Raw genomic sequence first — 19,939 nt, 5'->3', positions numbered from 1 at the left:
CCGCCGCCGGCATATTTCACCCTGCCTGTCAAAAAAACGTGTGGACACAGGCTGCATCCACACGTCCTTCTTTCAATATATCACATCTTAGTACAATAGTCTAGTGTATTTCGCTAAACTCATCTTTCTTCCTATTTTTTCTCCTCGTACCTTCCGCATCGTATTCAGTCTTCGCGCCGCACACGATAGACGACGACATACATCACGGGCAGGACGAGCAGCGTCAGAACCGTCGCCGCCAAGAGGCCGCTCGCAATCGCCACGGCCATCGGCCCCCAGAAAGAGCTTGTCATCAGAGGAATCATGCCGAGGATTGCAGCAGCCGCTGTCAGCATGATGGGCCGGAAGCGCAGCACGGCAGAATCGATGACCGCCTGCCACGGCGATTCGCCCGCTTTGATGTGCTTCTGTATCTGGTCGATGAGGATGACCGAGTTGCGGATGATCATACCCGAGAGCGCGAGGATGCCGAGGTCGGCGACAAAGCCGATCGGCTCGCCCGTGAGGAACATGCCGCAGGCGACGCCGATGATGCCGAGGGGCGCCGTCAGAAGCGTGATGAGCATCGCGCGGCCCTCGCGCACCTGGAAGATCAGGAGCGTCATGATGATGAAGATCATGGCGGGCACGGGCACGAGAAGGTATTCCATCGAGTCCTCGCTGTCTGCAAGACTGCCGTCCGGCTCAACGGCATAGCCCGCGGGCAGCTTCTCCCTGAGCTCTTTCGTCGCCTCATACGCTTTCTTTGCCGCATCCATCGGCGTGCCCTCGATGATGTCAGCACGCACGGTCACGGCGGGCTTCAAGTCGCGCCGCCAGATGACGCCGTTTTCCGCGCCATAAGAGATTTTCGCGACCTGCGCGAGCGGCACATAGCCCGTCTGCGGCAGATAAATCGGCAATTCTTCAAGACGCGAGAGGTCGTCACGGTCTTCCGCTTTGAGGCGCAGCATGATATCCACCGTACGGTCTCCCTCGTAGAGCTCCGCCGCCTTCATGCCCGTAAGCTCCGTGTAGAGCGTCTGCTGCACCGCCTGCGTCGAAAGGCCGAGCGCCTTGAGCTTGTCCTGGTCGAGCGCGAGGTGCATGACCTTGCTCTTTTCCTGCCAGTCAAGATTCACATCGCGTGTGTTCTCATCGTCCGCCACGAGATCGGCGACCTCATTGGCGAGCGCCATGACCTTTTCCTTGTCCGTTCCTTCGACGCGCAGCATGATGGGGTACGCCGCAGGCGGCCCCGTCTGGATGAACTTGAGATTTGCGCGCACGTTCGGGAAGTTTTCCGCAAGCTCCGCACGAATCTTCGCCGTCAAATCTTCGCGCGAGTCCTTATCGTTCGCGACGATGACGAACTGCGCGTAGTTGTCGGCAGGCAGTACGGGATCGAGCGTCAAGACGAAGCGCGGCGCACCCTCGCCCACATAGGCGGAGTAGTTCCTGTACTCGCTGTCAAAGCCGTCGAGAAAGGCGGCGAAACGCTGCGCCTCGTCATCCGTATTCTTTATGGACGAGCCTTCGGGCAGGCGCATTTCCACGATGATTTCAGGGCGCAGCGACGGCGGGAAGAAATCCTGCCGGCAAAGGCCCAGCAGAACGACGGAGAAGACAAAGACCAAAGCCGTCCCGCCGAGAACAAGCCAACGGTGCGCGAGAAATGTATCGAGCACGCGGCGGAATCCCTGATAGAAGCGTCCCTGATAGAGGACCGCACTGCCGTCCTCCGCACGCTTCGCCTTGATGCGGATAAAGCGATAGCCCAGGAGCGGCGCGACCATGACGGAGACGATCCACGACAGGAGCAGCGCCGCAGCAATCACGGGGAAGAGCGAGGCGCAGAATTCTGCCGCCATGCCTTTGGAAAAGGCGACGGGGATGAAGCCTGCGCAGGTGATGAGCGTGCCCGTCAGCATGGGCAGCGCTGTCGCGCGGAAAGCATGGGACGCCGCCCGGAAGCGGTCAAGCCCCTCTTCGAGCTTGACGCTCATCATCTCGACGGCGATGATCTCATCATCGACCAAGAGCCCGAGCGAAATGATGAGAGCGCCCAAGGACACCTTCTGCAAGTCGATGCCCGCACCGTACATGAAGAGAAACACCCCCGTCAGGACGAGCGGAATGCAGCAGGCGACAACGAGCCCTGTTCGCAGACCAAGCGTCAGAAAGCTCACGGCGAGCACGATGATGACGGCTTCGCGCAGGGTAGCGATGAAGTCGTCGATCGACTCCTCGACGACCTGCGGCTGATCGGACACTTGGTGAATCTCAAGGCCGAGCGGCAAATCCTCCTTGATCGCGGCAATCTCCTTCTGGAGATCCGCACCAAGCGTCAGGATGTTGCCGCCGGGACGCATGGAAACGGCGATGCCCACGGCGGGCTCGCCGTTGAAGTACATCTTCGGGGTCGCAGGCTCGGCATAGCGGCGCGTGACGCTCGCGATATCGCCAAGGCGGAAGGTGCGTCCTGCAGCGCGGATCGGCAGTGCGCGAATCGCCTCGACATCATCGAAAGCGCCCGTGACGCGCACATAGACGTTATCCGTCTCCGTCTCAATCATGCCCGCCGGTATCATCTTGCCCTGCGTCTGAATGGCCGCAGCGATGGCATCCGGAGGTATGCCGAGCTGCGCGAGACGCTCGCGCGCCGCCTCGACATAGATCTTCTCAGACTGCACTCCGATGAGTTCGACTTTCTGCACATTTTCGACAGAGAGCAGATCGCGCCGCGTCTTTTCCGCCTGTGCACGCATCTCCTCATAAGACCAGCCGTCGCCCGTCACAGCGTAGACCGAGCCGAAAACATCGTCGAAGCGGTCGTCGTAGTACGGTCCGTAAACGCCGTCAGGCAGTGCGCTCTTCTCATCTTCGCAGAGGTTCCGCACGTCGCGCCACGTCGGGCGGATATCTTCCTTCTCCGTCTTGTCGTCCAGCGTCACATAAATGACCGCCCGCCCCTCACGCGAATAACTCCTAAGCTCCTTGAGGCCGGGTACGTCCTGCAGCTTCTTTTCGAGCTTGTCCGTGACCTGCTCCTCCACCTGCTCCGCTGTCGCCCCCGGCCAAGCAACGGACACGACCATCTGACGGATCGTGAAATCGGGATCCTCCATCCGGCCGAGCTTTGCATAAGCGAAGATGCCGCCGAGGAGGATGACGATGATGAAGTACCAGACGAGGCCCTTATTCTTTAAGGAAACTTCCGCGAGATTCTTCATTGTGCATCACCCAGCCTCACCACATCGCCTTCCCTCAGCTTGTGAACGCCCGCCGTCACAACGACTGCGCCGTCCGGCAGCCCCCGGACGAGCACATCGTTGCCGTCGTATCCATCCACCGTGATCTTTTGCAGGAATACCTTGTTGTCCTCCCCGACGAGCCAGACCGAGGGCGCATCGCCCGGCTGGTAAATCGCCGTAAGCGGCAGGCGTACGGCTGTCGTAGGCGCCTTTCCCACCGCCACGTTCGCCGTCATGCCGAGCGCCAGCCCTGCGGGCGGTTCCGGCACGGAGACGCGGACGCGATAGGTGCGCGATGCCGCATCCGCCATTGGCGCAACCTCGCGCACCGTACCGGGAACCGTACCCGCACCGAGTGCCCAGAAGGATACGGCGACCTCCCTGCCCGGCGGCACATCGGCAAGGCGATCCTCCGGCACGGCGATCTCGACTTCAAGCTCCCCCGTCTGCACGAGCGTCACAACCGTCTGCCCCGCAGCGACGACCTGTCCCGCCTCCGCCATGACGGCAGAAATCACACCCGCCGCATCGGCGGTGAGCGATGTGTAGGAAACGGCATTGTGCCCCTCCGCTGCCTGTGCGAGCGCCTGCCGATAACTCGCCGCCGCCGCCTCGTAGTTCGTCTCGTATTGGTCGAGCACGACGGCCGGAATCGCCTGCGCCGCATAGAGCTCACGGTAGCGCGCGAGGTTCGAGGCGGCGAGATCGAGCTGTGCCTGCGCCGCGCTGACCTGCGCATCGCCTTGGCTCGCGCGCTCGACGATGTCCTTGGCGTCAAGGCGCAGGAGGGTCGTGCCGCCCTGCACGCGGTCGCCCACATTGACCGCGCGCTCGATGATGCGGCCGCCGACCTGGAACGCCAGATTCTTTTCATAGCGGCCGCGCACACTGCCCGCATAATTCACCGCGCCCGCCGCCTCATTCGCCGCTGTGCGCTCGAAGCGCACCAAAGGCGCTTTCGCCTTCTCAGGTGGTGCATCGCCGCAGCCTGCCGCAGCAAAGAGTGCGGCAGCAAGAAGGAGCAGCAAGATTCCTCGTGCTTCATATTTCATAGCCCATACCTCCCCACACGATAAAGCCTCAATGCTCCGTTTTCCTGACGAGCTCACGAAAGTCCGCATTCGTCGAGCGTTCCGCCAAGAGCCGAAACCCCCGCGCCACGACATCGAGCTCCTCCGGCGGCAGCGCCTCGGCCAGCCAATCGACCCAACAATCCATGACAGAGAGCAGGAAGCCATGCTGCATGCGGCCGTACTCCGTCAAGTAGATGCGCTTCACGCGGCGGTCGACGGCATCCTTCTCGCGGCAGATGAAGCCCTTCGCCTCGAGCAGCTTAACTACGCGCGCCACAGCCGACTTGTCCGCATGGAGGGCACGCGCCAGCTCCTCCTGGCTCGCGCCCTCACAGTCGAAAATCCGCAGCAGCAAAATGTATTCCGCATAGGTAATCTTCAGCGGTCGGCAGGCCTCCAACACATAGCTGCGCGAACGCCTGTCAAGAATGGCAAAATAGCGCGCAATCTGCAAATTCCCCATGGAAATCCTCCTCTCCCCCCTCCCCGCCTTCCAGATGCAGCGACAGCAATTTCGCGCCTGCTTCTTTCCTGCAGGGATGGGCAGGCATATATAGTGAAAGCTTGCAGCGAAGCTCTTAGTTGATTATATCAACTTTTTATTTCCATTGCCACAAAAAATTGGCGCCCCTCATTTCTGTGTGGCAGATGCATGACCCGTCGGAAACGCATCATGCTGTTCCCCCTCCGCCGGATCCGCCACCTCTATCCAACCGTTGTCATTCACCAGCGCATCCCATGCCTCATGCAGAGCGTCCAAATACATGCGCGAGCACCTCCCCATATTCCTTGCGATGCTCCGCGCGATACTGCTCATGCTGCAAAAATGCGGCAGCAATGCAGTCCGCCATTTCCTGTATGTTCATTCTTCCCATACTCCCGACTCCTTATCGCGCAACACCTGCAAGTTCCACCGTGCCGCGGCAGGAAATGAGCACCTCGCCTTCGAGCAAAAGCCGTGTGCCGCGCTCAACGAAGAGCGTGCCACCCGGCTGCTCGACGGCGATTCGCGTGCCCTCCGCCGCGTCTCCCAAAGCGAGCGCAAGCGCCAAACTGCCTGAACCACAGGCACGCTCAAAGACGCGACTCTCAGCACTCGGCACGGCGACGTAGGGACGGATGCGAAAGTGCTCGCGTCCCATGCGCTCAAACGGCACGACGCCGTAAGCATCAGCGTCCGTTTCGCGCATCAGGCGAGCGAGCAGCTCGTCGTAATCCGCCGCCGAAAGATCTGCGGCTTCTACGACGAGATGCGTGATGCCCCGAAGCGATACGCAGATTGCCGCGCCCCCAAACGAAAGTCCGTCAAGAGAAAGTCGCCGCAGCTCATGCGCTGGCGGCATCTCGGCCCGCGCCAGCCAGCGTCCGGCGCCGAGCGGACGCGCCTCTGCCCCAAGCGGTTCCGCTGCACCCGAGCACTCGATAAAAAAAGGCGGCTCGGCGCCTTCGGCCGCTGCCAGAGCCGCCGCCGAAAGCGTCGCATTGCCGCAGAACTCGCCGCCCGCCATCTCGATGCGAAGAAGCGCCTCCTCGGAGTGCGGCGCGACGAGGAAACCCGCCTGCTCCGCCGCCAGATGATTGTAGTCCATCGCCTCGCACAAAAGCGCAGCGTGTTCCCTCGTCCCGACATCCCCCCGCAAAAATACCGTCGTATTACCCAACGGACTCAGCTTGATAAACTCCAACTCCATAAGCCGCCTCCCAAGAAAAAGGCGCCCCCGCTTGCTGTTCCCACAGGCCAAGCAAAAAGCGCGCAGCACAAGCGATCACAGCCTCACAGAAGCTGATGCATCTTCCCCAGGTTTTCAATCTTTGCCAGCAGCCACTGGGACACTTCAGAAATATCCTGCCGCGGCCATTTCTTCTTCAGCATGTTGAGCACAACTTCCGTCACGCCTTTTTCCATCCCCTTTTCCAAACCTTCTTCCAACCCCTGTACATCGGCGAAATCAGCCGAAGGTGCTTCCATATCGCTTGATGCGCGGGGCTTCACCTCCAACGGAAGCAGTTCCGCCTTGCCCAAGAGAAAATCGTACAGCTCGCGCAAGTTTTTCGGCGCATACACACGGATGCCGTCGCCCCCGAAAGTCACCGCACCATACGATTTAACAACCACAAAGCTGCACCTCTTTTGTTGGAATAGTGATTCTTTTGCTTGTTACTTTTCTTCATTTATGAGATTTAATCCTGCTTGCTGATAGAAATTTACATAAAATTGTGAACTTATCACCTGCAAGGAGCCGATCTCTCGATGGCCTCTTCACGTTCTCCTGTCTCGCCTTGCACAACATGACGATTCTTGTTCATCATCTGCTTTCATATAAATTATTCATTTAACAGATTTTGTTGCAATATAGGTTTTGATGTTCATGTCATGCAGTCTGCCGAAGCCATTGGTATCTTCATATAAATCAAGCAATGTAAATCCTGCTTTCAGCTGACCTCCGATTTGCTCAGTCATCGTATGAGAAAACTGCATCCCTGAGCGTTCCGCAAGCATGTACTCTCTAGCTTTTTCATCTTTCAATGGATTAAACGGCATATTCCAAACAATCTCTTTTTCTTCATTATCAACCATATAATTGATTTCATTGTTCAATCCAGCAAGCAACATACCGCCTTGTTTCAAAACTCTGTACGCCTCACGAAAGACAAATTCCACATCTTCCACATAGCAGTTTGAAACAGGATGAAATACAATATCAAAACTTTCCTCTGGCAAAGGGAATTTTTTCGTCATGTCCCCCTCAACCGCATCGATATGATAGCCTTCCCGCTCAGCTACCAGCAATTCAGATTCTATCTGCTTCGAGGAATAATCAAGCACGGTACACTCCGCGCCCAACGCATGAAAAATCGGCATTTGCTGACCGCCGCCTGACGCCAATCCCAGAATCTTTTTTCCTTGCAGGGTCCCAAACCATTCATGCGGAACAAAAACCGTAGGTGTCAGCAAAACATTCCAATTTCCCTTCTTTGCTTCGAGATACTCCTCATGAGACGTAGATTTTCCCCACATCCACCCTTCTTCAACCCATCGGTCAATCGTTTCTTTATTTATATCTTGATAGGATTTTACAAACAACGGTCTTTCCTCCCACGTTTCAAATATAAGAAAACTATAGCACAGGATAGGGGAAGATGGCTAATGATTCTTTACAAAAGAAAAAGAGATTCCAAACGCTAGGTAGAGCGAATGGAATCTCTTTTGTGTGTAGAATTTACCGTATGACAGGAATTAAGGAAACGCTGATAAAATGAAGTCGCCCAGATTTGCGCAGATGCGCTATATCTATCAAGGAGACAAACCGCAGGCGTAGCGGTGCTACGTTGAGGATTTGTCGACGACGAGAGGATAGTGCAGATGCGTGAAGATGGGTGGCTGAATTTATCAGTGGTTTCTTAAGCTCCGACTGTTGCGACTTTATATTCAACCGACGCACCATCGGATGGCATATCATAATTCACCACGCCGCGACGTGCCAAACATCCTCGCAGTGTATGCCTCGTAAGCGCAGCATGTGCGACGTTGTCCAAGTGCGTCAGATAAAGACGGGCGTTAGGCGCAGTCATTGCAACGCAGTGAACATCCTCATCGTTCATGATGAGGCGTCCGTTTTCCACGGTCTCTGCGGCACAACAGTTCAGGGCAATCACCTCAGGCTGATAGTTCCGCAGTGTCTCAGCTACGCCGGAATACCAGACCGTATCCCCTGCCAAATAGAAGGTGTTCTCCTCCGGTGCCTCAAACACAATCCCCATCGCGTCACCGCACGGAACAACGGTGCCGTGCAGGGCAGGGACGCGGGTCAGTCTCGCCGCACCGAACTCCATACCGCTTGTCGGCAGGACGATTACCTCTGAAAACCCGGAACTCCGCAGAACAGAGGCATCCTCCTCCGACTGACAGATGACCGGAAATGCCTTATCAAGCGGCGCACCGACCGTCCCGTCCGGTGCCATATCAATATGATCGGGATGCAGATGCGTAACGATGTAGTAGTCAACACCGCTCAAAATCTGCTCTGTATTCATTGGCAAATCATAGAACGGCATTGGAAGATGCTCCTTCATCGGATCAGGGACATGGAACGGCATGTCCGGAATATCGACGAACGACAGCTGATGTTTCGGTGCAAGCCACGGGTCAATCAGAAAGACTTTCCCTGCATAGTCCAAACGGTTTGTTGCATTGCGAATCTGTGTGAGTTTCATAAGTGTTTCTCCTGTTCATCATTTGGTTGATCTGCTTCACAGTATAGTGTACTTCCCTCATGACGACAAGAAAAACAACGGGGCTTGCCGCAACAATATTGTTGCAGTAGAATAGATACCGATGAAACAGGCGGGAGGTATGAAGATGAATCGAAAGCAGATGGAGTATTTCATTGAAGTCTATCGCTGCGGCAATATCCAGACGGCAGCAGATCATCTTTATGTTGCAAGACAAGGTCTCAGCAGAGCGATGAGATCATTGGAGGAGGAGCTTGGGCAGCCGCTTTTCACCCGTACCCCACGCGGAATCATTCCGACCGATTATGCAGCAGCACTACTGCCCCACGTTCAACGTATGCTGGATGAATATCAATCCATCGAAAGCATGAAATCCCTCGCCACCCATTCAAAAAGTGTCGTTACCATTTTTGCACTGGATCACGTCTTTTCTTATCTGGGGGCGCAATTTCTACAGGATTTTCATACTGCTCATCCGAGCATTATTCTGAGCATTGTCGATACAACAGACGACGATGCAATGGAGGGACTTCTAACAAAGCGATCTCATTTTTCCATTGTCACCGCCCCCTTTGATCAGACACGCTTTCAAGGGGACGTACTCTTTTTCTCCCGCTACTGTGCTCGTCTCTCTGCGCATCATCCCTTGGCAGAAAAGAGCCGTATCACCTACACAGATCTCGACGGGCAAATGATCATCAGTAAAGGACGCGCCTATCACTGTTTCCGTCACAATATCGACAAACACATCCTCCTGCCAGGTCTCAAAATCGAGATTCTAGCCGAAACTGCCGATGAATCCCTCATTGTTGATCTGCTGCGTCATAATCCTGCGATCAATCTCGGCTACGACTACGCAGCCGTCATGAACAGACAGCCAGACATTGTCATGCGAGAACTTGGCGACGGAAAAGATATGGGGCAGGAGGTATGCCTCATACAGGACAAGACCGTCATCCTCACCGAAGCGGCGCGTACATTCCGTCAATTCCTCTTGGATTGGCTGAAAAAAACGAGAAAGGATCGTATCATATGGTAACTGATGAACAGAACCATTCTATTGCTATGGGGGTCGCCCTCATGTGCCTTTACAATGGTTTCATAGGGGAGAAGTCGGTCACTCATGGGGCAACACCTCAATACAGCAAATTCCGTCCACTTTTTTTCCGCAACACTCTTTTTCCAGCTTGATTTCTGTTGCCTCGCTTGTCGGGCAGCCGGCATTACAAGCACACGCAGGCGTTTTTTCTTCTTTGTTTTTTCTGTTAAATAATGACATAATGAATACCTCCATTTATTTTTCGCTTTCAAAGCGTTTTTTCAAAACCTCATAATGATTTCGATTGCTTTTATCCTCACCATTATCCGGGAACAAGCAATAAGGCAAACTATCTGTTGTACGGTGCTTTATGACGCAAGCACAATACCTCCCATGATTTTGGCACGATATTTTAGGACAAATACATTCTTTTACATTTTCGCAGTGTATTTTTCTACCTCATTTCAGATTAGTATTGGCTGAACGGCGTTAAAGAAATAGCCAACCAGTATAATTCCGACCGTACAGATTGCGATAAAAATCCATAAAAGTTTAGGTTTTACAGCTTTACGAAGCATAATCATTGAAGGCAGGGACAAAGTGGTAACGCCCATCATAAAAGATAAAACAACGCCCAACAATGCTCCCTTTGCCAGTAGTGCTTCTGCAATCGGAATTGTTCCAAAAATATCTGCATACATGGGTACTCCGGCAATAGTTGCGATAATTACACCAAATGGGTTATTAGCTCCGAGTATCTTAACAATGATTTCTTCCGGTATCCAGTTATGAATAATAGCCCCGATACCTACACCGATCAAGACATAAGGTGCAACCTTTTTCGCAGTAGATACATCCTGTTCCCATGCAAAATGAAGTCTATCCTTAAAGTGCAATTCTTCCTGCGGAATATCAACGGATTTTCCATTTTTAATGTATTCCTCTACTTCATTTTCAAGGTGTAGTTTTTCGATTAAACGCCCTCCTGCAACAGCAATTATAAGTCCGAGCAGAACATACACGATTGCCACTTTCCAGCCGAATATGCTCATAAGGAGTACAAGAGAGCCGAGGTCTACCATAGGAGAAGAAATTAAAAAAGAAAACGTAACACCCAGCGGCAGCCCGGCACTGGTAAAACCGATAAATATTGGAATGGATGAACAAGAACAAAACGGCGTAACTGTTCCCAAAAGGGCAGCTATCATATTTGCCCTTATTCCTCGAAATCTCCCTAATATCTTTTTGGTTCTCTCCGGCGGGAAATAACTTTGAATATACGAAATTATCAAAATTAAAACGCCCAGCAATAGCATAATTTTTATGGTGTCGTAAATGAAAAACTGAACGCTTCCCCCTAACCGAGTTTCAGTAGATAGACCACACGCTTCTAACAGATTTCCTATCAGTTGGTTTAGCCATTTCATACCGAGGATTTCATTCTGAAAGAAATCCCAAACACTTTTTAGTGCCTGCATATCCTAACCTCTCTTTCTTATAAATCAAGAATTTTCGATTTGATATTCCTAAAAAAAGCCGTTGCCATATTGGAACGGCTTTTAGGTGTTTGAACACTTATTACAACTCATATTTGTTTCGTCAATAGCAATCGTATCTTTCAATAAAGCCAGTACCTTTTCACTGCCTTGCTTGCTGATTTGGTAATGTGTCCATTTACCGTCCTCACGACCTGTCACAATACCTGCTTCACATAGGATTTTCATGTGATAGGAAAGCGAAGATTGAGGCATATTCACTTCATCGGTTAAAGTGCAAGTACACTTTTCTCCATTCCGCAAAAGTTCTAAAATGCGTAATCTACGCTCATCACTTAAAGCTTTAAAGATTTTTGCTCTTTCCTCATAAATAGTTGCCATGCTCTCACCTCAAATCCAAATTTCTTGATTTAAGTATATGCTTCAAATCAAAAAAAGTCAATATGAAATTATAGTTTTTCTAGGGAATCACTGATAAAATGAAGTCCGTCAGATTGGCGCAGATTTTTTCGTCCGATTGAGGCAGCAAACCGGACGCATAGCCAAAGCTATGTGGAGGATTTGCTAACGAAAAGCGGGCAAAAAAGATGTGCTAAGATGGCGGTGCTGAATTTATCAGTGCTTCCCTAGAGAACGGACAGTAAAAAGTTCCCTCCTGTTGTAAAATAAAAATTACAACAGGAACTTTGGAATTTCTGTGTCTAGTTTTTGTTGACAAGTGCAATATGTGCCGCATACCTACTCATTCTCGCCAAACCTCTTTTTTATACCGTTCAGCGCACTTCTCAGCTCCGGCATATCATCAGAAATAATCTCCCAAATCAGCCGCAAATTCACGCCCTCGTAATCATGTACGATACGATTCCGCAAGCCATAGATTTGCGCCCACGCCACCTGTGTATTTTCCTTCTTGAAAGCCTCTCCTAGCTTCGTGGTAAGTTCCCCGATTTGACCGAGATTGAACACGCAAGCCTCAATGAGCATATCATTGGTGCAAAAATCCTCATAGGAAACACCTTTGCAGTATTCACACACCTTGTTGGCATAGCGGAGCATTTTGTCAACAATGATTTTATCGCGCATAAATCTCAATTCCCGTCTGCTTGATTTCCTCGGCAATTCTCGACCGTGGCTCGATATGGGTGATGTCGAACACATCCATGTCCTTATCGTCCAGAGCCTCCCGCAGTTCCTCCACAAACCCCATGAATTTCAGGCCGCGCAGATTGCTGTCCACGAGCAAATCCACATCGCTCGTTTTCGTTGCTGTCCCCTTGCCATAAGATCCGAAGAGAATCGCCCGGCGAATATGATGCCCTGCAAAAACCGGCTGTAACCGCTGCTTTATTTCGTCAAAAGTAAAAATCATCTCCGACATATCAATCCCTCCGATCTTCGAACAGAGCGGCAATATCTTCCTGTATCTTTTTTCCGAATGCTTCAATGCCCCGCAGTGTACTTTCTTCGGCATCGCCCGGTTCCTCGTAGCGGTAGAAATACCGAGTAAGGGGAATCTCATAGCCCCTCTTGCGCCTGGAGACATCCTCCCACACATCCGGCACATAGGGAAGAACCTCCCGCCGAATGTATTCCTCGATATCCTGTTTCACGGGAACCTGCTCCGTGTCCCGAAGATCCATGTTTCCCTTCTTGTGCATCCGTCGGCAACTTCCGTAGGGCATAAGAACACCATTGGCTTCCTGTTTTTCAGTATTCCCCTCCAAAATGATCAAACACGTCTTGAAGGATTGTCTGCAATTAAGCACCACTATGTTGATGTGTTTCACCAATGGGTTTTGGTGCGGACTTCCCTATCCTGCCACCGCCTTGCACTTACTCATTTTATACCATACCATAACATCAAATAAACGGCAAATCTTACCTCATAGGAAAACTGCTCTATGATCCGTCCCCAAGGCCCTCGGATTGACCAGATTGTTGAGGAATACGCCATGCGGAATGACTGAAGTCTTTTCGGCAACAAAACTTGAGGTGCCAATTTGACACCTCAAAAAAAATGAATTGTTATGAACGAGAAATCCTCATCGACGTTACCTCGTTCATTGCCGCTACCAAAATGATACGAGAGGGAAATGCCAGCATCGCATTGACACGTGCGACCGTCACAGCGCCATCCTCCAACGGCTGGCGCAAAACTTCCAGACGTCGAGTTGACGAATGGAATCTCTGTTTCTTTTTCATTCTACATCAGGAAGAATTATACATGCAGCCCAATCAAATTTCTCGATATTCTGCTGAAAACACAGAAACCGCATATAGGGAATCATTGATACATTCAGCTTGCGTCTCTTAGCGCATCTTTTTCGCCCGCACCTTGGAGTCCTCCGCATGGCCCCTGCTGATCCGTTGGATTTTTCTCCTTGACAGGGAAGCAAAGCGAAAGGTCTATTTTATCAGCGATTCCATAGGGAATTATCCGTTTCCCCAAAAATATTGGACAAAGAATTAAAACGCGCGGAAAAACCGTATCAGAACCCCCACTCGAATCTTGCGTTGAGGGATACGCCGCGCTGCTTGCCCATCCATCCCTCGACGGCGACATTGGCAGTGGCGTTCTCGCTCATCGCGGCTTTCCAGCCGACCTCGAGGCTGCCGGAGAATCCCTTGAGAGACGGGGATGGCGATGTGTAGGACAGCCCGCCCGGGCGATGGTAGGTCGCACTCGTGTCGCCGCCGAACTCATACTGCACCGACGTACCGAGGATCAGAGCGCCGCCCGTCTGCGGCATCGTCCACCGCATTCCCGTCCGCAGGCGGTGGCTGTCCACGGCGGAGAAGTCGTAGCGGTCGCCCGTGGAGAGCGTCGCGCTCGCCCCGTCCTGCCGCGTGTAGAAATAGCGGAGATACATCTCTCGCTCTGTTCCGTTCTTTGCGGTGACCTGCTGTCCGATCCCCAGATGTGCGCCGATGTAGTTCGCATCCGTATCGTAGGACGTGTGCACCGTACCGGAACCCATGCGGATGTCAGCGGCGTAGTCCATGTCCGACCGCCCGAAGCGGAGGCTGCCCTCATAGAACATGCCGTTCGCGTGTTCCCTGCGCACGAATCCGCCCACACCGAGATACCACACCGTGCCATCGCCGTGCACCGCGTTGACGTAGCTGTCATAGCTGCCGCGCCCGTACTCAACGAGGGGACCGAAGAGAAGGCGGTCGTTCCCGCGCTTTAGCTCACGCGAGAATCCGACGACGAGATTCATGCCCGTCATCTCGACGTGCGAACCCGTCTCATGGCGCAGAGATGCACCGTCAAGCGCGGCAAAGGGGGCGAAGCCGCTCGCTGCCGCCGCCTCAATGGATGCGCTTGAGATGCCCGGCCCTGTAAAGAGATGCGCACCCGTACCGAGGAATGCCGCCGCCCCTGCCATCGTCTCAGCGAGGGACTTTGCGTTGTCCCCACCGGTGAATTGGAATGCGCCGTCACGTCGAACGAGGAGCTTCTTGCCCGTGCTGTCCACATACATCGCATTCGCCAGCGTGCCCGAAATGCCCTCATAGACCGTCATCTTGGTCGCCGCGTCCGTCGTGATGCCGGCGGGACTGGCGGTCTGGAGGAGGGTCAGCTCATGCGCCGTGCTGCTGCCCGGCAGATACGCCTCGACGGCAGCGCCTTCAAGTTGGACATCTGGCGCCGCGAAAGGGAGCGAGAGCATCGGTTCCCCGGCGGCAAGATCTGCAGGCGCATAGAAGACGAATCTCTGAAAACCTTCCGCAGAGGCTGCCGTGATGCCCTTTGTATAGCGTACGATCAGCGCATTGTTCTCTAAAATATTTCTGCCGCTGCCTACACCGCCACGCCCTCCGATCAGGCTCGGCAGCGGCCCGGGCGCACCCGTGATCTCGATCGTGTTGTTGCGAGCGATGCTGGTGCCTGGGTCAGGTCTTTTTGCCCAGCCTGCCGTAATGTAACCCCCGTACTGATAAGTGCCTCCGCTGATATAGACCGTATTGCCCTCGGCGATGGCGGTGCTGCTGCCCGCGTTCGTGCGAGTCTCGGCTAGGCCGCCGTGTACAGTCTGATAAACTCCCCCTTGCAGATGCACAACATTCCCGCGTGCTGCAGCGTATGCATTACCCGAATCCGACTGTGCAGAAGCGTATCCTCCGAACACATCTGTGATCCGACCGCCCGTGCTCGTGACGCTGCTCCCCGTGACCTGCACGGAGGCATCCGCCCCTCCGGTGGTCTGGACTCTGGCATTACCGCCGTAGAGCTGCCGCATCCGGCCGCTGCGGATGACCGCCCTGCCGCCCTGCAGCGTAAATGACGGCGCAGCACCCCTGTACCGCGAGCCGTAGACAGACGTAAACCCGCTGCCGTGTTTGATCCTGGGCGATGTGCCGCCGCCCTCCGTGCCGATCGTGATGGTCGCGGCGCTGCCGTCGATGCTGCCCGCAACGCCGTCAGGCGCATCGATATCCTCCGTGACGGAGGAGCGGACGATGGGATCGGCATGGGCGCAGGGGAGTGCGCCGAGCGTGACGACGCCTGCCGCCAGTGCTGCGAGGATGCGCGGAACAAGTACCCCCCCCCGCAAAACATTTGTTCTGTTTAAAAATGGATGTTTCATGATACCAAGCTCCTTGCAAATGGATTTCTTTCATACATTTATCGTAATCAAATCCCTATTATTTTATAATATTTTTGCGAAAAGCCAATAAAAATGGTTATGAACGCTGAAAGTATGGTACGAACGCAAAAGATGCCTGCACATACGCATTGCGACGGACAAGTGATGATATTTATGTGTTCTTGAACATTACCCTCCAACAGCGAATCCCGCCCTTGAGAATAACAACGATCTGCCCGTCCTCCTTGACCACAATGTACTCGAGCAGCCTGACCATCATGTTGCCCACATATTCTGCCAATGCTTCTTTATCATTCTGCCATGAGCATCGCGCCTGCTCAATAAAACAGCTTGAGATGCAGCAAAGGCTGTGCGCCAGCCAAAGCCTGCGCACAGCCTCTTAAAATATCTTACAGCTTCGTGATGTCCTTGCCGAACCACTTCTCGGAAACCTTCGCCATCGTGCCGTCGGCACGCATTTCATCAAGAACCTTCTGCATCTTCTCCTTCAGCGCCGTATCATCCTTGCGGTAGGCAACGCCGAACTGCGTCACAGGGCCGACGTGGCCTTCGAGCGCGGCAATCTTGTCGGGATGCTTCGACATATAGAAACGCCCGATGATCTCGTCACAGACAATCGCATCGACGCGGCCGTTCTCCAAATCCATGAAGGCGGACAGATAGTCTGCATACTTCTTCACGTCTTTGTAGCCCGTCGTATCCTTATGCCCGTCCACATAATCCTCTGCCGTGCCCGAGGCGCTCTGGGTCGCAACCGTCTTGCCCTTGAGATCGTCTTCCTTCGCGATCGAGGCATCGTCGGCGCGCTTGAAGATCACCTGCTGGTCGTTCATATAAGGCTCCGAAAAGAGCAGGTTTTTCTTGCGCTCTTCTGTAATCTCCAGACCGTTCCAAAGCGCGTCAATGCGGCCGCTCTGGATTTCCGCCTCCTTGCTCGACCAGTCGATGGGCTTGAATTCCACCTCCGTGCCGAGACGTTTCGCCGCTTCCTTCGCAAGATCCACATCAAAGCCCGTAATCTCATTGTTTTCATCCAGGAAACCCATGGGCGGGAAATTGTCGTCGAGACCAATGACGATTTTCTTCGGCGTCTCAGACGAGGTCTTGTCCGCCGTACCGCCGCAGCCCGCAGCAAGTCCTGCCGCCAAGGCCAGCGACAGACAGAGGAATAAGATTTTCTTCAAAACAGCCACTCCTTTTCTTCGTTAAAGTGTTATCGTAGTGATATTATACGATAAGATGCCTGATTTGCCAAGAGCACAAAGAAAATTAGGACAAACGAGCCGTTTTCTTCCTGCTATTGGCTTTTCCTGCGCCAAACATGTATAATATTCGTATTACATCCAATAATTTAGGGAAGAAAGGCGGAATCATCATGCATATTCCACGGAAGCTCAAGGCGCTTGCCATCGGCGCCTCGCTCCTCGCCGCCAGCTTTGGCTTTGCAGGATGCGGCGGACAGAGCGCCGACACGAAGGACATCAAAATCGGCATTGTGCAGCTCGTCGAGCACAACGCGCTTGATGCAGCGAGCAAGGGCTTTGTCGACGGTCTCAAGGAACGCGGCTTCGAGGAGGGCAAGAACATCACCATCGACCGACAGAACGCGCAGGCAGACCAGTCGAACCTCCAGAACATCGCCCAGCGCTTCGTCTCAGCAAAGATGAACCTCATCTGTGCCATCGCGACGCCCTCTGCACAGAGCATGGCGAATGCGACGCACGACATTCCCATTGTCGGCACGGCCATCACCGACTATGTTGGCGCGAAGCTCGTCGCCTCGAATGAAAAACCCGGCGGCAACGTCACGGGCACGAGCGACATGAGCCCCATCAAGGATCAGATCGATCTGCTCCTGAAGATTGCTCCCGAGACAAAGACCATCGGTGTCATCTACTGCTCGAGCGAGGTCAATTCCGAGGTGCAGGTCAAGGCCATCACCGAGTATGCCGAGAGCCGCGGGCTCAAGGTCCGCACTGCAACGATTTCGACGGTCAACGACATCCAGCAGGCGGCCAACAGCCTCGTCGGCGATGTCGACGCTTTCTTCGAGCCGACGGACAACGTCATGGCTTCGGCCGTCCCGACGCTCCTCGCCATCACGGATCCGGCGAAGAAACCTGTGTTCTGCAGCGAGGACAACTGGGTCAAAGCCGGTGCGCTCGCCACATACGGCGTTGACTTCTACAAGCTCGGCAAACAGGCCGGCAACATGGCGGCCGACATCCTCGAAGGGAAAGCCAAGCCCGCCGATATGGCCATAGAGATGCCGAAGGATCTCAAAGTCTGCATCAACAAGACGAATGCGGAAAAACTCGGCATAAAGATTCCGGACGACGTCCTCAAGGATGCGGAAATCGTCGAGTAAACTTTCCGGACATGCAGAAGCCTTGCCAATCGCTCTGCGCCTCCTCTCGATAAAAACCCCGGCCGGCCTTACGCGCCGGGGTTTTCTCATTTGAGCGGCCAACGTACACCAATCACGCTTTTCCCTCCGGGCGCACGCCCTTATGTCGTTTTCACAAAGGAGAAATATATTTCCATGGATCTCATCATCCCAACCGTTTCACTGGGGCTCTTATGGGCGCTCCTCGCCATCGGCGTCTATCTGACGTTCCGCGTCCTCGACGTCCCCGATCTCACCGTCGAAGGGAGCTTCCCGCTCGGCGCTGCGACGGCGGCCAGCCTTCTCGCAGGCGGTTTTTCACCGCTCATCGCCATCGCCGCCGCCTTTCTCGCGGGCATGCTTTCCGGTGTCGTCACGGGGCTTCTGACAACGAAGCTCAAGATTCCCGCACTTCTCGCAGGCATCCTCACCATGATTGCGCTTTATTCCGTAAACCTCCGCATCATGGGCAAGGCGAACCTGCCTCTTTTGAATACCGAAACCATCTTTACGCAGGCGCAGTCCTTCGGTCTGGAGCGCGAAATCGCCGTGCTTGCCATGGGCTTTCTCGTCGTCTCCCTCATCAGCGTCGTCTGCTACTATTTCTTCGGCACAGAGCTCGGCGCGGCAATCCGTGCGACGGGCTACAACCAGAACATGATCCGCGCCAATGGCGTCAATACGGATATGACGATCATCCTCGGGCTGCTTCTCTCAAACGGCCTGGTCGCCATCTCCGGTGCGCTCGTCGCTCAGGCCAACGGCTTTGCCGATGTCGGCATGGGCGTCGGCACCATCGTCATCGGCCTCGCTTCCGTCATCATCGGTGAAGTGCTCTTCGGCACGCGAAGCTTCAAGAACTGCCTGCTGTCCGTAATCGGCGGCTCCATCGTCTACCGCGCTGTCATCGCCATTGTCCTGGAGCTCGGCATGCCGCCGAACGATCTCAAGCTCTTCACAGCGGCGCTCGTCGCGCTTGCGCTCTCCCTGCCGCTGATCCAGTCAAAAATCCGCGGCATGAAAAGGGGTGTGCATTGATGCTTCGCATTGAAAACATTTCCAAAACGTTCAATCCCGGCACGATTACGGAAAAACTCGCGTTGAAGGGCGTCTCGCTCCATCTCGCGCCCGGCGACTTCGTAACCGTCATCGGCGGCAACGGCGCCGGAAAATCGACGCTGATGAACTCCATTGCAGGAACCTTCCGCGTCGACACAGGGCGCATCGTCATTGCCGGCGACGATATCACGAAGTGGCCGGAGCATAAGCGCGCCAAATATATCGGGCGCGTTTTCCAGGATCCCATGATGGGCACGGCGGCAGGCATGATGATCGAAGAAAATCTTGCCATCGCCGCACGGCGCGGCCGCACGCCGACGCTGCGCTGGAGCTTCTCCAAAGCGCAGAGGCAACACTTCAAGGAGCTTCTGGCGGGGCTCAACCTCGGGCTCGAGGACAGGCTGGAATCCAAGGTCGGCCTGCTTTCAGGCGGCCAGCGCCAAGCCTTGACACTCCTGATGGCGACGATGGCCTCGCCGAAACTCCTGCTCCTCGACGAGCACACGGCGGCGCTCGATCCCAAGACCGCGGAAAAAGTGCTCGACATCACCAAAGACATCGTGGACAAGCGCCGCCTGACGACGCTCATGATCACACACAACATGAAGGACGCCCTGCGCCTCGGCAACCGCCTCATCATGATGCACGAAGGACAGATCCTCGTCGATGTCAAAAGCGAGGAAAAATCGCGCCTCTCCGTACGCGACCTGCTCGCACTCTTCGAAAAAGCCGCCGGCAACGAATTGGCGAATGACAGTCTGCTGCTGTCTTAGCGAAAATAAAAAAGCGACAAAAGGCTGCCCTGCG

23 protein-coding genes and 1 pseudogene are annotated in these 19,939 nt (G+C 54.2%); 5 read left to right on the top strand and 19 right to left on the bottom strand.

What is annotated here, in order from left to right:
- Positions 1-164: 164 nt before the first annotated feature.
- The 9 genes from ACRTGH_RS06815 to ACRTGH_RS06775 all read right to left on the bottom strand — a co-directional run bounded on the left by ACRTGH_RS06815 (position 165) and on the right by ACRTGH_RS06775 (position 8,521).
- Positions 165-3,212 carry an efflux RND transporter permease subunit gene (locus tag ACRTGH_RS06815; RefSeq protein WP_368846631.1) on the bottom strand — a complete coding sequence of 1,016 codons (3,048 nt, stop codon included), beginning with the start codon at positions 3,210-3,212 and terminating at the stop codon, positions 165-167.
- Complete coding sequence (locus tag ACRTGH_RS06810) at positions 3,209-4,285, bottom strand: efflux RND transporter periplasmic adaptor subunit (RefSeq protein ID WP_368846632.1); 1,077 nt, start codon at positions 4,283-4,285, stop codon at positions 3,209-3,211. Before ACRTGH_RS06810 ends, ACRTGH_RS06815 begins: the two co-directional genes overlap by 4 nt.
- Positions 4,286-4,313: 28 nt before the next feature.
- Positions 4,314-4,769, bottom strand: coding sequence for a MarR family winged helix-turn-helix transcriptional regulator (locus ACRTGH_RS06805; protein ID WP_368846633.1), 456 nt, complete (start codon positions 4,767-4,769; stop codon positions 4,314-4,316).
- A gap of 168 nt (positions 4,770-4,937) precedes the next feature.
- Complete coding sequence (locus tag ACRTGH_RS06800) at positions 4,938-5,072, bottom strand: hypothetical protein (RefSeq protein ID WP_368846634.1); 135 nt, start codon at positions 5,070-5,072, stop codon at positions 4,938-4,940.
- Positions 5,050-5,181 (bottom strand): hypothetical protein, encoded by a 132-nt coding sequence (locus ACRTGH_RS06795; RefSeq protein WP_368846635.1) that lies wholly within the window; start codon positions 5,179-5,181, stop codon positions 5,050-5,052. The genes ACRTGH_RS06800 and ACRTGH_RS06795 overlap by 23 nt, the downstream gene beginning before the upstream one ends.
- A gap of 12 nt (positions 5,182-5,193) precedes the next feature.
- Positions 5,194-5,997 carry a histidine racemase CntK family protein gene (locus tag ACRTGH_RS06790; protein WP_368846636.1) on the bottom strand — a complete coding sequence of 268 codons (804 nt, stop codon included), beginning with the start codon at positions 5,995-5,997 and terminating at the stop codon, positions 5,194-5,196.
- An 83-nt stretch (positions 5,998-6,080) separates the two neighbouring features.
- Positions 6,081-6,422: a hypothetical protein gene (locus ACRTGH_RS06785; protein WP_368846637.1), complete on the bottom strand. Its 342-nt coding sequence runs from the start codon at positions 6,420-6,422 to the stop codon at positions 6,081-6,083.
- 213 nt (positions 6,423-6,635) lie between these two features.
- The gene (locus ACRTGH_RS06780; protein ID WP_368846638.1) at positions 6,636-7,391 is read right to left on the bottom strand and encodes a class I SAM-dependent methyltransferase; all 756 of its coding nucleotides are present in this window, start codon (positions 7,389-7,391) and stop codon (positions 6,636-6,638) included.
- A 317-nt stretch (positions 7,392-7,708) separates the two neighbouring features.
- Entirely contained in the window at positions 7,709-8,521 is an 813-nt protein-coding gene (locus tag ACRTGH_RS06775) for an MBL fold metallo-hydrolase (protein WP_368846639.1), read from the bottom strand.
- Positions 8,522-8,642: 121 nt separating this feature from the next.
- Here ACRTGH_RS06775 and ACRTGH_RS06770 point away from each other — a divergent pair, with 121 nt between their 5' ends.
- Positions 8,643-9,578 carry a LysR family transcriptional regulator gene (locus ACRTGH_RS06770; RefSeq protein ID WP_368846640.1) on the top strand — a complete coding sequence of 312 codons (936 nt, stop codon included), beginning with the start codon at positions 8,643-8,645 and terminating at the stop codon, positions 9,576-9,578.
- A gap of 78 nt (positions 9,579-9,656) precedes the next feature.
- Here ACRTGH_RS06770 and ACRTGH_RS06765 read toward each other — a convergent pair whose 3' ends face one another.
- From ACRTGH_RS06765 to ACRTGH_RS06755, 3 genes are all read right to left on the bottom strand, one after another.
- The gene (locus ACRTGH_RS06765; protein ID WP_368846641.1) at positions 9,657-9,818 is read right to left on the bottom strand and encodes a hypothetical protein; all 162 of its coding nucleotides are present in this window, start codon (positions 9,816-9,818) and stop codon (positions 9,657-9,659) included.
- 224 nt (positions 9,819-10,042) lie between these two features.
- A complete protein-coding gene (locus tag ACRTGH_RS06760; protein ID WP_368846642.1) occupies positions 10,043-11,056 on the bottom strand; it encodes a permease in 1,014 nt (337 codons plus the stop codon).
- An 81-nt stretch (positions 11,057-11,137) separates the two neighbouring features.
- Positions 11,138-11,455 (bottom strand): ArsR/SmtB family transcription factor, encoded by a 318-nt coding sequence (locus ACRTGH_RS06755; protein ID WP_009440323.1) that lies wholly within the window; start codon positions 11,453-11,455, stop codon positions 11,138-11,140.
- A gap of 135 nt (positions 11,456-11,590) precedes the next feature.
- On the opposite strand from ACRTGH_RS06755, the gene ACRTGH_RS06750 reads away from it, so the two are divergent.
- Complete coding sequence (locus ACRTGH_RS06750) at positions 11,591-11,704, top strand: secretion protein HlyD (protein ID WP_245529910.1); 114 nt, start codon at positions 11,591-11,593, stop codon at positions 11,702-11,704.
- A gap of 108 nt (positions 11,705-11,812) precedes the next feature.
- Here ACRTGH_RS06750 and ACRTGH_RS06745 read toward each other — a convergent pair whose 3' ends face one another.
- The 7 genes and pseudogenes from ACRTGH_RS06745 to ACRTGH_RS06715 all read right to left on the bottom strand — a co-directional run bounded on the left by ACRTGH_RS06745 (position 11,813) and on the right by ACRTGH_RS06715 (position 16,871).
- Complete coding sequence (locus tag ACRTGH_RS06745; RefSeq protein ID WP_368846643.1) at positions 11,813-12,157, bottom strand: HepT-like ribonuclease domain-containing protein; 345 nt, start codon at positions 12,155-12,157, stop codon at positions 11,813-11,815.
- Positions 12,147-12,452 (bottom strand): nucleotidyltransferase family protein, encoded by a 306-nt coding sequence (locus tag ACRTGH_RS06740; RefSeq protein ID WP_368846644.1) that lies wholly within the window; start codon positions 12,450-12,452, stop codon positions 12,147-12,149. The genes ACRTGH_RS06745 and ACRTGH_RS06740 overlap by 11 nt, the downstream gene beginning before the upstream one ends.
- A 1-nt stretch (position 12,453) precedes the next feature.
- Positions 12,454-12,714 carry a hypothetical protein gene (locus ACRTGH_RS06735; protein WP_368846645.1) on the bottom strand — a complete coding sequence of 87 codons (261 nt, stop codon included), beginning with the start codon at positions 12,712-12,714 and terminating at the stop codon, positions 12,454-12,456.
- Positions 12,715-13,099: 385 nt separating this feature from the next.
- Positions 13,100-13,249, bottom strand: a pseudogene (locus ACRTGH_RS06730) (ATP-binding protein); the annotation flags it as partial.
- 314 nt (positions 13,250-13,563) lie between these two features.
- Positions 13,564-15,666 (bottom strand): autotransporter domain-containing protein, encoded by a 2,103-nt coding sequence (locus tag ACRTGH_RS06725; protein WP_368846646.1) that lies wholly within the window; start codon positions 15,664-15,666, stop codon positions 13,564-13,566.
- Positions 15,667-15,838: 172 nt separating this feature from the next.
- Complete coding sequence (locus ACRTGH_RS06720) at positions 15,839-16,060, bottom strand: hypothetical protein (protein WP_368846647.1); 222 nt, start codon at positions 16,058-16,060, stop codon at positions 15,839-15,841.
- Positions 16,061-16,076: 16 nt separating this feature from the next.
- Positions 16,077-16,871, bottom strand: coding sequence for an amino acid ABC transporter substrate-binding protein (locus ACRTGH_RS06715; RefSeq protein ID WP_368846648.1), 795 nt, complete (start codon positions 16,869-16,871; stop codon positions 16,077-16,079).
- A 191-nt stretch (positions 16,872-17,062) separates the two neighbouring features.
- Here ACRTGH_RS06715 and ACRTGH_RS06710 point away from each other — a divergent pair, with 191 nt between their 5' ends.
- The 3 genes from ACRTGH_RS06710 (at position 17,063) to ACRTGH_RS06700 (ending at position 19,905) form a co-directional block, all read left to right on the top strand.
- Positions 17,063-18,055: an ABC transporter substrate binding protein gene (locus tag ACRTGH_RS06710; protein WP_368846649.1), complete on the top strand. Its 993-nt coding sequence runs from the start codon at positions 17,063-17,065 to the stop codon at positions 18,053-18,055.
- Positions 18,056-18,229: 174 nt separating this feature from the next.
- The gene (locus ACRTGH_RS06705) at positions 18,230-19,111 is read left to right on the top strand and encodes an ABC transporter permease (protein WP_368846650.1); all 882 of its coding nucleotides are present in this window, start codon (positions 18,230-18,232) and stop codon (positions 19,109-19,111) included.
- Positions 19,111-19,905: an ABC transporter ATP-binding protein gene (locus ACRTGH_RS06700; RefSeq protein WP_368846651.1), complete on the top strand. Its 795-nt coding sequence runs from the start codon at positions 19,111-19,113 to the stop codon at positions 19,903-19,905. Before ACRTGH_RS06705 ends, ACRTGH_RS06700 begins: the two co-directional genes overlap by 1 nt.
- The last annotated feature ends 34 nt before the right edge of the window (positions 19,906-19,939 follow it).

It is taken from the genome of Selenomonas oralis (genome assembly GCF_051603425.1).
GTDB classification, from domain to species: Bacteria; Bacillota; Negativicutes; order Selenomonadales; family Selenomonadaceae; genus Selenomonas; species Selenomonas sputigena_A.
This window is presented reverse-complemented; position numbering and strand designations above follow the sequence as displayed.